Origin of the sequence: Mesorhizobium sp. B2-1-3A (assembly GCF_006442655.1) — a bacterium.
In the GTDB taxonomy this organism is placed as follows: Bacteria; Pseudomonadota; Alphaproteobacteria; order Rhizobiales; family Rhizobiaceae; genus Mesorhizobium.
Genome location: NZ_VFWK01000001.1, coordinates 1,257,564 through 1,270,916, shown reverse-complemented (window position 1 = coordinate 1,270,916; position 13,353 = coordinate 1,257,564). Strand labels below are relative to the sequence as shown.

Sequence of the window (13,353 nt, the reverse complement as noted above, 5' to 3'; positions counted from 1 at the left end):
GGGAAGGGCAGGGCGATCGGTACGAACCGCTCAGGTCGCTTTGCCGACCGCCGCGTCCATTCCCATCTCTTCCTCTGAAATGTCGTCGAACGAAGCGTAGTTCATGTTGTAGAGGCGGGCGTAAAGGCCCTTCCTCTGCATCAACTGCTCATGGTTCCCGCTTTCGACGATCTCGCCATTCTGCAACACGATGATGCGGTCGGCGCCGCGTATGGTGGCCAGCCGATGGGCGATCACCAGTCCGGTGCGGCCCTCCAGAAGCTTTATCAGCGCCTTCTGGATCAGCATCTCGGTGTAGGAATCGATGCTGGCGGTGGCCTCGTCGAGCACCAGGATCTTGGCATCGGCCACCAGCGCGCGCGCAAAACTGATCAGCTGGCGCTGGCCGAGCGAGAGATTGCCGCCGCGCTGTTCGAGCTCGGTGTCGTAGCCATCGGGCAAGTGCTCGATGAAGTCGTGCGCACCGACCGCCTGTGCGGCGCGCACCACCTCTTCGCGGCTGGCTGATGTCTTGTGGTAGCGGATGTTTTCCAGCACCGTGCCGGAGAACAGGAACGGCTCCTGCAGCACCATGGCCACTTGGTCGCCGAGCGAATCCTGTGTCAGGTCGCGCACATCATGGCCGCCGACCAGAACCTCGCCCGACCAGACATCGTAGAAGCGGTGCACAAGCGCCATCGAGCTCGATTTGCCCGATCCGGTCGGGCCGACAAGGGCCACGGTCTCGCCCGGATTGACGCGGAAGGAGATGTTCTTCAGCACCGGCTGGTTCTGCCGGTAGCCGAAGGTGACGTTCTTGAATTCGACCGAGCCGTCCATGTCGCGCGACAGCGCCACCGCGTTTTCCTTGTCGCTGACATCCACCGGCACATCGAGCACTTCGGAGATGCGCTGACCCGAAGCCATGGCGCGCTGCATGACGCTGTATTGCATGGTCAGCGAGCGGATCGGGTCGAAGAACCGTTGGATATAGAACAGGAACGCCACCATGACGCCGACATCGAGGCTGTGTGACAGCACCATCGAACCGCCGACCACGATGACCGTCGCCATGGCGATGCCGGTCAGCGTGTCGACGATCGGAACCATCACCTGCGCGTATTTGGCCGACCGCAGATGAGCGTTGAGATTGGCCAGCACCTTCTCGTCGTACAGGTCGAAGTTGACATGCTGGCGCTCGAGGCTCTGCACGGTGCGCACGCCGTGGATCCCTTCGGCCAGAGCGCCATTGGCGATGGAGTTGGTCTCGTGCGCGGCCATGAAGGCGACCTTGGCGCGCGGCAGCCAGAACAGGCGCACGATGAACAGCATCGGCATGGTCGACAGCGTCAGCAGCCCGAGCCGAAAATCGAGCCAGAGCAGGACGGTGACGATGCCGAACAAAAGCACGATGTCGCCCACCGACATGACCGACGTTTCGAGGAATTCCTGCATCGAATTGACGTCGCCTTGCAGGCGCGACATCAGCCGGCCGACCTCGGTCTTGTCCATGAAGCTCAGCGAGACGCGCTGGAGATGGCTGAACATGGCGCGGCGCAGGTCGGACAGCACGTTCTCGGCCACCTTGCCGACGACGCTCTCCTGCACATGGCTGGCGGCGTAGTTGATGAGGATGATCACGGTGAAGGCGGCGATCGCCGAGATCATCACCGAGCGGTCGAGCCTGCCCGGAGCCATGCCGTGGTCGATGGCGTAGCGGATCACCAGCGGGATCGCCAGCTGGGTCAGCGTGAAGACCAGCACAGCGGCGACCGAGATGAAGATCCGGCCCCGATACGGCCTGACGAAACTCCAGATGCGCCTGATGATGCGGGGGTCATAGGCCTTGCCGAAAACCTCTTCCTCGTCGCGGTGCGAGCCGACGACCGCCTTTGTCGGCCGTCCGCTTTTGTCATCCTTCTCGTCGTCGTCCTGCGTCGGCATCATGCGGCTCCCTCGAGCCGGTCCTCGTCCGGCCGCAGCTGCAGGTCGTAGAGCGCGCGATAGCGCCCGCCGAGCGCCAACAATTCCTCATGCGTGCCGCGCTCGACGATGCGGCCGCCCTCCACGAACAGGATCTGGTCGGCATGCATCAGCGAGCTCAGCCGGTGCGAGATGATGAGAGTGACGCGATCCTTGGCGAAGCGCTTCATCGCCGCGCGGATGCGCTGCTCGGTGCCGGCATCGATGGCGGCGGTGGAATCGTCGAAAACCAGCACCGATGGCCGCAGCATCAGGCTGCGCGCGATGGTCAGGCGCTGGCGCTGGCCGCCCGAAAGCGACGCGCCGCGCTCGCCGACGACCGTGGTGTAGCCGGCCGGAAGCCCGATAATGTAGTTGTGCAACTGGGCATACTCGGCGGCCTGTCCAATGCGGGTCTCCCGCGCCCATGGATTGCCGTAGGCGATGTTGTTCTCGATCGAGGTGGTGAACAGGAACGCGTCCTGCTGCACGACGCCGACCACTTTGCGCAGCGATTGCAGCGTGACCTTGCTGATGTCCTGGCCGTCGATGGTGATCGCGCCCGAGGTCACGTCGTAGAAGCGCGGGATCAGATGCGCGATGGTCGACTTGCCGCTGCCGGGTGGACCGACAATGCCGACCGTCTCGCCGGACTTGGCCTCGAAAGAGATGCCGGACAGGGTCGGGCGGCCGCCCGCGCCCTCATACCGGAAGCCGACATTGTCGAAACGCAGCACGCCCTCGGTGATGACCAGTTCCCTGGCATCGGGCGCGTCCTTGATGTCGAGCTCGGTGTCGAGCAGTTCGAACAGCCGCGTGCCGCAGGTCGAGGCGCGGGCGAACGAATTGACCATCAAGCCGAGCTGGCGCACCGGCATCTGCAGGATGGTCATGAAGGTGAGGAACTGGGCCAGCGTGCCGACGCTGATCTGGCCCGCGATCACCTTCTGGCCGCCGAACCACAGAACCAGCCCCATCGCCACCAGGAAGGAAAAGTTCATGGCGCTGGTGTTGGAGACGCGGATGTCGACGCGTTCATTGGCCAGTTCGAGCGCGTCCTGCTTGGCGCGGTCGAATTTCGCCAGCTCATGGCGCTGCGCCGCGAAGGCGCGAACGACGCGGATGCCGCCGAGATTCTCATCCATCACCCGGCTCAGCACCGACAGCCGTTCCTGCAGGGTCAGCCAGGTGCTGCGCAGCTTGAGCTGAGTGACCGAGGAGCGCCAGGCAACGAACGGCACGAAGCTGAGGCTCAACAGTCCGAGCACGAGATCGGTGCTGATCAGGAGGTAGGCGCCAACGCCGATCAGCACGCCGAGCAGCACCACGCGCAGGATGCCGGTGGAAAAGAACATGCGCACGCCGTCGAGATCGAGCAGCCCGAGCGTGATGAGATCGCCGGTATGGACCCGGTCGTGGAAGGAGAAGCTCAGGCGCTGGATCTTTTCGTAGAAAGCGAGCCGCAGTTCATAGCCGGTCTGGTGGCCGACCGCCTCGCCATAATAGTTCTGCGCCATGGTGAAGAGGCCACGCAGGATGCTGACGACGAGCAGCGTCAGCGCCGTATTCCAGAGCGCCTGCTCGGCCGCGGTTCCGGCGCCTGCGGCCATCACGCCCTGAGCCTGGTCGATGGCGCGTCCGAGCAAGCGCGGAATGAAAAGCTGCAGCGTCGCGGCGATGAAGGTCGAGCCGAGGGTGATGGCGACTTGCCAGGGATGGCGCAGCGTCATGCGCACGATCCGCAGCAAGGTGCCGAGGCCCTTGCCCCAGGAGGCTTCCGCCACATGGGCAAACGATTTGCCGCGCTTCGCCACGCCGCTGGCTGCATCCGTACTCAAAGGAAAATATCCAGTCCAATCCGGACATTAGCCCGGATGAATAAAGCAGACTCAGTTCTGATGGCGCGATGTTACGCGTGTCGGACTTGACCCTTCAAGGGGCCAATGGCGGCATCGCACTGTGCCTGAAAAGGCGATCGTGTCGCAACTTGCCGCCGGTTTGCCGCCAGCGATCGATCCGACACCTTTCCGGGCCGATAGGTTCTGGCTATTCAGGATACCCTGCTGCCGAAGCAGGGCTTGCCGCATTTGCATGGGGAACGACGTGACCACAGATACCAGCACACAGACCGCGGAGCTGATCGATCCGCAAACCGTCTACGCGGTTCTGATCTGCGATCTGGTCGGCCTGCGCCTCGGACCCGACGGCAAGCCTGATCCGAGCGAGGCGTGCGCCCATATCGAGGCCAAGGGTGGCCGCTTCCACGTGTCCGCGCTTGGCGACAAAGCCGATCTCGAACAGGGCCGGGTGCATTTCTTCTACCAGCCGGACCTCAGCACCCGGGAAGAGTTGATCGAAGCCGCGGGCGACGGACACTATGACGCCGTCATCGCGGCGGCGACCTTTCTTCCCGCCGAGACCGTTTTTCCGCTGGCCGGCGTGCGCATCGGCGCCGGCACCGGCAATATGGGCTCTCGCTCCTGGGGCGGCGGCAGCGGCGAGGGCGGCACCGCGGTGCTGATGAACACGCCCGGCATCAACAGCCGCGCCACCGCGCAGATGGTGATGAAGGCAATCCTGAAAGTGCTGCCGGATCTCCCGGTCGACTTGCTGCACGACCGGGTGGCGCGCGGCGCCTTCGATACCGGCAGGGAATTGCGCGATTTTCCGACCGAGAAGCTCGAAGGCAAGACGATCGCGATCATCGGCTATGGCAATATCGGCCGCGAGGTGGCCAAGCTGGCTCGCGCCTTCGGCATGCGCGTGGTGATCCATGCACGGCCACGGCACCGCGACTGGATCGAAGCCGAGGGTTTCACCTATGCGGCGGACCTCGTCGATGCGGCGGAAGGCGCCGATGTGCTGAGTGTCCATGTGGGCCTGGGCAAGCTGGACGCGCAGACTGGCCGCTACGCCAATGCCGGGCTCATCGGTTCGGATGTCCTGTTACGCATGAACAGGGGCGCTGTGCTGGTCAATTACGACCGCGGTGAGCTCGTCGACGTTGCGGCGCTTGGCGACGCGCTGGATGCAGGGCAGGTGCGCCACGCCGCCATCGATGCCGATCTCTTCAGCGATGTATCGACCGGGCGTCTCTCCGGCCCGATGCTGCCCTATCTCGACCTTGTCGAAAGGCATGGCGCCAGGCTTGAACTCCTGCCGCATGCCGCGGCCGACACGGACCATCCCTCGCGCGTCGCTGGTGCCAAGCAGGCCGTCGACCAGATTTTCGATGTCATCTGCCGCAAATCGGTGACCAATGCGAAAGGCACAGTGCCGCCGGGCTATCTTTCCCTTGGCGCGACGACGCCGCCCGGCATCGGACCGGTGACGGCTGATCATCTCCTGAAACTGACCGCGAGCGAATGCTCCGAACTGGCTGATGTCTGTGACCGGCAAAGCCGCTTGTGGAAGGCTCTATCGGACGCGCCGCCCGCCGAGCGCGGCTCGATTGTCGGTGAACAGGGCGAAGAACTTGTCCGGCTGATCGACCGCCTTGGCCTCCTGGCCGACAAGCTCAATCTCAGGGGCCCTTACCAATAGGATGTCACCGCGGCAAATCTGAACGAGCCACTCCACCTCGATCTCCAATATTCAACCCACCGCAGGCTCGATCCGGTATCGGTGTGGAACGCCCGTCGCGGCCCGATTGTGGATCTTGTCGGGGGCCTGACCCGCCAGCACCGCGACTTCGTCGTCGCGCACCGGCGTATAGAGCCGATAATATTGATGGCTATCCATGTTGAGTCCGGCCGGAACGACGTCGCTCACGTCCACCGCACTCACCTTGTCACTGATGGTCGCCATGTTGTCAGGGCCCCCGGCTCCGAGCCGGGGGCCGTTGAATTCGATCCCGGCACTCAGGAAGGTCAGCACCCAATCCTCGTGGGTATAGTATACCGTAACGCCACGTCCGAGGTCGGGCAACGCCTTCAGTTTGTCCTGCCGGTCGAACGCGTCGGAGTCCTCGTCGGCTGCGGCGAGAATGATCTGATTGAAGATGGTCGGAAGGTGCGTGGCCGGTACGGCTGGTTGAATCTGACCGAGATTTGTATCTTGCGGCTGCGCCAGCAAAGCCTGAACGCCGAAACGCAGCGCATAGTTTCCCATACTGTGACAGAGCAGGTGAACGGTCGGACGGGGCGCGGTCGGGGAAAGGCCGGCAAGCTCCGTCGCCAGCCTGCGGATGACACGGGCAAAAGCTGGACCGCTTTGTCGTGACGTTGCCCGGTCATGCTGGTAGCCGATCAATGTGCCGGCGGAAGGCCAACTGAAGACAATGATCTCGGCATCTATTCCGTAGAAGCTGAGGATCGTCGCCGCGCGTTCGACGCTGTCGGAAAAGGTGTTGAAGAAGCCGTGCGCGAACAAGATGATCGTCTTCGCCGAAACCAACGCCGGATGAAGCGCGGAAAACATCTGATCACTTCCGCGAATTTGAGCCTTGCCTTTCTCGACGAGTATCTTCTCGTCATACACAACCAACGTGCCAGGCACGATCTTGCCCTGCTTGGGAGCTCCGGTAACCGTCACCTGGACCTCTCCGTAGCGAATATCGACGCCTTGAGCCTGGCTGAGATTCGGACCGAAACCGGTGATCCGCCCCTGGCTGTTCACGATGGGGTTTCGATTGCTGACGAAATGGACCTTGTACGTGTTGGCCACGAGTTCCTCCAGACAGGATCAGGGGTGTCAGCTCAGGCAAACGTTCGGCAATTCACTCCAGGGTGGCACATTCTCGTCTGCGAACCGCATACCTGAGGCCTTGGCCCTCTTCGGATACTTTCGCAATGCTTGCGGCGGCCAAGCGCGTGTTACTTTAACTCACGAAAGAATGTATTTGTTATTTCTAATATATCCATGTCGTTGCGGCAAGCAATTTCGTGACATCTCTTCTTTATGTCTTGATGCATTGCGTGCGCGTCGCCCGGCGCCGAACATGAGCAGTCAGCTGACAGAGTTTTTGCCAGGACCGACCACACCGATAGCCCTGACCGGATAGCGCGTTGGTTGCTTGACGCCTGTGGTTCGCGCCGGAAGATCCGGATGCCGCCGACACTGATCGTGGCGGATCGGTCGCCGCTTAGTGGCGCGGTCCTGCCACCATCCGCGCTACCCGCGTCATGTCGGCGCTCATCTCGCGGTCGTCGTCGAGCGGGCTGACGAGCGCGCGCACAGCGGCGAAGGTGCGCTGCGGCCCTTCGCCCAGGCTGTCGACGACGCCGCGCAACTCCACGCCTGTCGCCGCGAAGATCAGTTCCATCGCAACGAGATAGCGCATGCGCTCGATTATCTCGGCCGTCTTGGCCACCACACGTGGCGCCATCGACGACTGGTCCTCGATGCCGTCCGAAACCGCCAGCGGGCTGAGCGACATCGGGTTGGCCAGATGCCGGATTTCGGCTTCGAGCGCTGACAATGGTTTCTGCAACTCCGCATAGCCCTGGCGGCTGCCGCCCCTGGCCGACAGGAAGCGCGGCAGGTCGGCTATCGCAGGCGACATCAGCTTCATGCAACGGTTGGCGGTGCCGACAGCGCAATGGGCGAGCGCCTGGCCGAGCTGTTCAAAAGCCAGCGTCATCGCCGTCAGGTCGAAATTGCCATTCGAAATGACCCGTTCACCCTCGGCCAGGATGACGGGATTGTCGCCCGAATGGATCAGTTCGATCTCCGTTGCCAGCCTTGCCTGTTCGAACGCATTGAGCAGGCCGCCCCAGACCTGTGGCACGCAGCGATAGCTGAGCGGATCCTGGAGGCGCCGCGCCGCCTTGTCCTGCCACAGGCCGCTCCCCACGAGCTCCTTACGCAGCCGCCCGCCGATCTCGCGCTGGCCGAAGGCCGGCCGCGCGGCAAGGGCATCCGCGTCGATCGCGGTGAGGGAGGAGCGAAACGCCTCATAGTTGAGCGCCACGGCAGCCAGCGCCCAGTCGATGAGATGGGCGACGTCTTCGAGGCACAGGCACGCCGTTCCGGTCGACAGGCTGTTGGCGACGATGATGGCGTGGCCGTCCTTTTCGCGCAGGTCGAGCGGCTCGAGCCCGGCGAGAGCCAATGCCTCGGCGGAGGGCATGATCCTGCCCTGGAACTCCGCCTCGCCATCGCCGCGCAGCGACCTTGCCATATGGCCGAGATGGGCAAGGTCGGCCGCGCCGATCGATCCCCAGGTGGGGATCACCGGATGGACGCCGGCGTTGAGCGCGGCGACAAGACCCATGACCACGCGTTCGGAGGTGCCGGTGCCGCCGGCGGCCATGCCCGAAATGCGTGCGATCATCAGCGCCCGCACCGCTTCGGTTGGCAGGGCGGGGCCGATGCCCATGCTGTGGCTGAGCGGCACGCTGTGCTGGAAGGCGATCAGGTCGGCCTGCGCGAGCGGCGTGTCGACACATGCGCCGAGGCCTGTCGTGACGCCGTACATCGGCTTGCCAAGCCCGGTGAGATGCTCGATGAGGGCGCGGCTCGCCCGGATGCGGTTCAGTGCCGCTTCACCCAGCACGAGCCGGGCGTTGCGCCGTGCGATCTCGGCGACGTCAGCCACGCCGAGCGGCTTGGCGTCGAGCAGTATCATTCGGCCTGTCATGTCTCGCCTGTATCCTGTGACCTGATGCCCGGACCAGCGGCGCGGTGGGCGTCACTGTTTGTGGCGGCTTGCCGATCTGACTGCAAGCCATTCCGATTGGGACAGAGTCTGGAAGCCAAGCTAACAAGCGAAGGCCCAGGACTTTTGTTGCTACGACGCCGGCTGCTCCGCGACAGCATCGGGCACCACCACCAGCTTGCCGACAAAATCCTTGGCAACGAAATCCGCCTGCGCGCGGTGGAAATCGGAGAGCCTGTAGACGCCGCCGACCAGCGGCCGGATTTTTCTCGCCTCGATATATCCGACGATCCGGCGGAAGTCGGCGCGCGTGCCCTGGCTTGAGCCATGCAACTGCAGCTGCTTGAGATACATGGTCCTGAGATCAAGCTGCACGACCGGACCGGCGATCGCACCGGCGGTGGTGTAACGGCCTTCGGGCCTGAGAATGCGCAACAGATCATTGAAGATCGCGCCGCCGACGAGATCGGCCACCACGTCGATCGGCTGGCCGCCGGTCGCCCCGGCTACCGCTTGCGGCAGGTCGGCGACGCCACGGGTGATGACCGCCTCGGCGCCGATGTCGAGCACCGCCTGCTCCTTGCCCTTGCCGACGACGGCATAGGGAATGGCGCCGCGCGCCCGTGCCAGTTGCACAATGCCCGAGCCGACGCCGCCGGAGGCGCCGGTGACCAGCACCCGCTCGCCGGCCTTCAGACCAGCGCGTTCCAGCATCTGCTCGCCGGTGAGGTAGGCGCAGCAGAAGGTGGCGAGTTCGACATCGCTCATCTCCGTGTCGAGGACATGCGCGTTCTGCGCCGGCACTGTTTGATACTCGGCGTAACCGCCGTCGCGGCCATGGCCCATATAGTCTATGTCGGCCAGTGAATCGTCATCGCGATTGTAGATCGAGAAATCGACCATAACCCGCTCGCCGATACGGTCCGGCGAAACGTCGGCGCCGACGGCAACGATGGCACCGACCGTGTCGGTGCCCTGGATGCGCGGGAAAACAAGCGTGTTGCCTTGGCGTCGCCAGGTCGACACGGCGGCGGCATCTTCCTCGGTACCATAAGCACCCTGGCGCACCCAGACATCGGTGTTGTTCATGCCGCAAGCCGTGACCTTGACCAGCACTTCGCCAGGCGCGGGTGCCGGCACTTTCACATCGGTGCGGTAGACGAGCTTTTCCGGTCCGCCGTGCCCGGTGAGCAGCACGGCGGCCATGGTGGCGGGGAGATTTTTTGTCATGGCATTCATGGGTCGATTTTAGAGACTGGCAAACACGCTTTTCACCGCATCGGCGGTCTTGGCCACCACGATGTCGGCTTCTTCGCGCGTCAGGCAGAGCGGCGGCGCGAAGCCGAGTATGTCGCCCTGCGGCATGGCGCGGCCGATGACGCCGCTGGCGGCGAGCGCCGTCGCCACTTGCGGACCGACCTTTTGCGAAGCATCGAAGAACACCCGGTCGTCCTTGTCGGCGACGAACTCGACCGCCGCCAGCATGCCGTCGCCGCGCACGTCGCCGACGTGTCTGTGGCCGCCGACTGCCTTTGCCAGTTCGGCCCGGAAATAGGCGCCGGTCTCGCGGGCATTTGTCACCAGATCCATCTCGTCGATCAGTTCGAGATTGGCCACGCCCGCGGCAACGCAGATCGGATGCGCAGAATAGGTCCAGCCATGGCCGAGCGAGCCGAGCTTGTCGGAACCTTCGACCAGCACCTGCCACACCTTGTCGGCGACAATGACGCCCGAAAGTGGCGCATAGGCCGAGGTCAGCCCCTTGGCGATGGTGATCAGATCCGGCTTGATGCCGTAGTGATCGGAGCCGAACATGGTGCCCAGCCGGCCGAAACCCGTCACCACCTCGTCGGCGACCAGCAGCACGTCATACTTCTTCAGCACGGCCTGGATCTTCTCCCAGTAGCCGGCCGGCGGCGGCACGATGCCGCCCGTGCCGAGGATCGGCTCGCCGATGAAGGCGGCAACCGTTTCGGGCCCTTCGGCCAGGATCATCTCCTCGAGCTTGTCGGCACAATGCTGCGAGAACTGCTCCTCGCTCATCGAGCGGTCGGCGCGGCGGAAATAGTAAGGCGCTTCGGTGTGCAGCACCGGCGCGCGCGGCAGGTCGAAGGCGTTGTGGAACAGGTCGAGCCCGGTCAGCGAACCGGTCATCACGCCCGAGCCGTGATAGCCGCGCCAGCGCGAGATGATCTTCTTCTTCTCCGGCCGGCCCAGCACATTGTTGTAGTACCAGATCAGCTTGATGTTGGTTTCGTTGGCGTCCGAGCCGGAGAGGCCGAAATAGACCCTCGACATGCCCTTCGGCGCGCGGTCGATGATCATCTTGGCAAGCGTGATCGAGGCCTCGGTGCCGTGGCCGACATACGCATGATAATAGGCAAGGTTCTTCGCTTGGGTTGCGATCGCATCGGCGATCTTCTGGCGGCCGTAGCCGACATTGACGCAATAGAGGCCGGCAAAGGCATCGATGCTCTTCTTGCCATTGTTGTCCCACACGGTGACGCCTTCACCGCCGGCCATGATGCGGGTCGGGCTCTCACCCCGCGCATGCGTGCCCATATGCGTCGAGGGATGGAAGAAGTGGTCGCGATCCCAGGCATTGAGTTCGTTGGACTGATCGAGCATTTTCTTGACTCCTTGAAAGACAAACCGGGCGCGGCTTACGCCACATCCAGGCAGAGATATTTGAGATCGGTGAAAGCCTCCAGCCCATGGCGCGAACCTTCGCGGCCGATGCCGGATTGCTTGACGCCGCCAAACGGGATCGGCGCGCCGGTGATCTTGACGCGATTGACGGCAACCATGCCATAGTCGAGCGCGCGGCCCATGCGCTGCTGGCGCGCGCCGTTCTCTGTCACGACATAGGCGACCAGGCCGTATTCGGTGGCGTTGGCCCGTCCGATGACCTCATCCTCGCTGTCGAAGGGTGTGACCGCCGCGACCGGCCCGAAGGTCTCTTCGTGCATGATCAACGCCTCATCGGTGACATCGGCCAGCAGTGTCGGCTGGTAGAACAATGACCCGGCCTGATGCCGCTTGCCGCCAGTGAGACAGCGCGCGCCATGGGCAAGCGCATCGGCGACCTGCTCCTCGACCTTTGTGACGGCGCGCTCATGCATCAGCGGTCCGATGTCGGTTTTATCGACAAGGCCGTTACCGGTCCGCAGCGCCTCGATGCGCCTCGCAAAGGCGGCGCAGAAGCGCTCGTAGAGCGGACGCTGGACATAGATCCGGTTGGCGGCAAGGCAATCCTGACCCGATGTGGCGAATTTGGCGTCGATGGCGATGCTCACGGCCTTGTCCAGATCGGCGTCGGCAAAGACGATCAGCGGTGCGTGGCCGCCGAGTTCCATCACCAGCCGCTTCATCGTCGGCGCACTCTGTGCCGCGATCAGCCTGCCGATCTCGGTCGAGCCGGTAAAGCTCATGGCGCGGATTCGCGGATCCTCGCACATCCGCCCGACGATGGTCGCGGCCTTGCCGGTGACGATGTTGAAGACGCCGGCCGGCAGGCCGGCGCGCTCGCCAAGTTCGGCCAGCGCCAGCGCCGACAGCGGCGTTTCCGAGGACGGGTGCGCGACGATGGTGCAGCCGGCGGCAAGGGCGGCGGCCGCCTTGCGGGTCAACATGGCCGACGGAAAATTCCACGGCGTGACGACACCGGCGACGCCAAGCGGTTCGCGCCGCACCATCATTTCCGCGTTCGGCAGATGGCTGGTGACGCTCTCGGCGTTGAGGCGCTTGGCTTCCTCCGCGTACCATTCGACGAAGGAGGCGGCGTAGTCGATTTCGCCGAGCGACTCCTGCAGCGGCTTGCCCTGTTCCAGCGTCATCAGCAAAGCGAGGTCCTCCTTGGCGCCGATGATCAGCTCGAACCATTTTCGCAGGATTTTTGACCGCTCCTGCGGCAGCAGCGAACGCCAAGCAGGAAAAGCGCGCGCGGCGGCATCGATCGCTTTTGTCGTTTGCCGCGCATCCAGCGCGGCAACGAAGGCAACGGTATTGCCGGTCGCCGGATCGGTGACCTCAAAACTTTCGGCGGCCTCGCTCGCCGTCCAATGGCCGTCGACATAGGCGAGTTCGCGCAACAGCCGGCGGTCTGCGAGGCGGTCGAGCGCTTCGTGGCGATGCGAGCGGGCGAAATGCGCGGACATGGTCGAGGCCTCCCGGTTCGGACTGATGCGGGAAGACTATCCGTCATGCGCGGACAGAGAGGCTGTTTGGGCGCCCTGAAGCAGAGAGATTCTCTCTATTGTGCTGTCTCGGCAGACGATCTCTCCGGCACTACGGCGACGCCGGCAGCAACTCGGCGATGGGAAGCGCGATCTCTTCCTTCACCGTCTTGGTCACGATGTAGGTGAAGTAGCGGTCGATCCCGATCTCGCGCTCGAGCAAGCCGTCGACCAGCCGCTGGTAGGCGTCGATGTCGCGCGCCATCACCTTCAGCAGATAATCGACGCCGCCGCCCACCGACCAGCAGGCGACAATCTCGGGGATGTCTCGGATAACGCGCTCGAAGCGGTCGAAATCAGCCTGGCGGTGGCTGGCCAGCGTCACCTCCATCAGCACGGTGGCGACCGGCGCCACGACGCGCATGGCGATCCGGGCGTGATAGCCCGAAACGATGCCGGCCTTTTCCAGCTTGCGCAGCCGCATCCAGCACGGCGTCGGCGACAGCCCCACCTGCTCGGCCAGCGCCAGCTTGGTGATGCGCCCGTCGCGCTGGATGGCGTCGAGGATTTTGAGGTCGATAGCGTCGAGTTTCGCAGCAGTCATCAGAGCCCACTTTTTCGTCCACGGTACCATGATGG

The 13,353-nt window shown here is 63.8% G+C and carries 9 protein-coding genes; 1 reads left to right on the top strand and 8 read right to left on the bottom strand.

Annotated features, from left to right (window positions below; translation table 11 throughout):
* Positions 1-30: 30 nt before the first annotated feature.
* A complete protein-coding gene (locus tag FJ977_RS06180; protein WP_181179625.1) occupies positions 31-1,926 on the bottom strand; it encodes an ABC transporter ATP-binding protein in 1,896 nt (631 codons plus the stop codon).
* Entirely contained in the window at positions 1,923-3,779 is a 1,857-nt protein-coding gene (locus FJ977_RS06175) for an ABC transporter ATP-binding protein (protein ID WP_140769479.1), read from the bottom strand. Before FJ977_RS06175 ends, FJ977_RS06180 begins: the two co-directional genes overlap by 4 nt.
* 265 nt (positions 3,780-4,044) lie before the next feature.
* Here FJ977_RS06175 and FJ977_RS06170 point away from each other — a divergent pair, with 265 nt between their 5' ends.
* Entirely contained in the window at positions 4,045-5,484 is a 1,440-nt protein-coding gene (locus FJ977_RS06170) for a 2-hydroxyacid dehydrogenase (RefSeq protein ID WP_140769477.1), read from the top strand.
* A gap of 51 nt (positions 5,485-5,535) precedes the next feature.
* On the opposite strand, the gene FJ977_RS06165 is transcribed toward FJ977_RS06170, so the two are convergent.
* From FJ977_RS06165 to FJ977_RS06140, 6 genes are all read right to left on the bottom strand, one after another.
* The gene (locus FJ977_RS06165; protein WP_140769475.1) at positions 5,536-6,606 is read right to left on the bottom strand and encodes an alpha/beta hydrolase; all 1,071 of its coding nucleotides are present in this window, start codon (positions 6,604-6,606) and stop codon (positions 5,536-5,538) included.
* A 418-nt stretch (positions 6,607-7,024) separates the two neighbouring features.
* Complete coding sequence (gene hutH, locus FJ977_RS06160; protein ID WP_140769473.1) at positions 7,025-8,521, bottom strand: histidine ammonia-lyase; 1,497 nt, start codon at positions 8,519-8,521, stop codon at positions 7,025-7,027.
* 150 nt (positions 8,522-8,671) lie between these two features.
* Positions 8,672-9,778: an alcohol dehydrogenase family protein gene (locus tag FJ977_RS06155; protein WP_140769471.1), complete on the bottom strand. Its 1,107-nt coding sequence runs from the start codon at positions 9,776-9,778 to the stop codon at positions 8,672-8,674.
* A gap of 9 nt (positions 9,779-9,787) precedes the next feature.
* On the bottom strand, positions 9,788-11,167 hold the full coding sequence (locus FJ977_RS06150) for an aspartate aminotransferase family protein (protein ID WP_140769469.1): 1,380 nt from the start codon (positions 11,165-11,167) through the stop codon (positions 9,788-9,790).
* A 35-nt stretch (positions 11,168-11,202) separates the two neighbouring features.
* A complete protein-coding gene (locus FJ977_RS06145) occupies positions 11,203-12,696 on the bottom strand; it encodes an NAD-dependent succinate-semialdehyde dehydrogenase (protein ID WP_140769467.1) in 1,494 nt (497 codons plus the stop codon).
* A gap of 130 nt (positions 12,697-12,826) precedes the next feature.
* Positions 12,827-13,318, bottom strand: coding sequence for an Lrp/AsnC family transcriptional regulator (locus FJ977_RS06140; RefSeq protein WP_140769465.1), 492 nt, complete (start codon positions 13,316-13,318; stop codon positions 12,827-12,829).
* Positions 13,319-13,353: the final 35 nt, after the last annotated feature.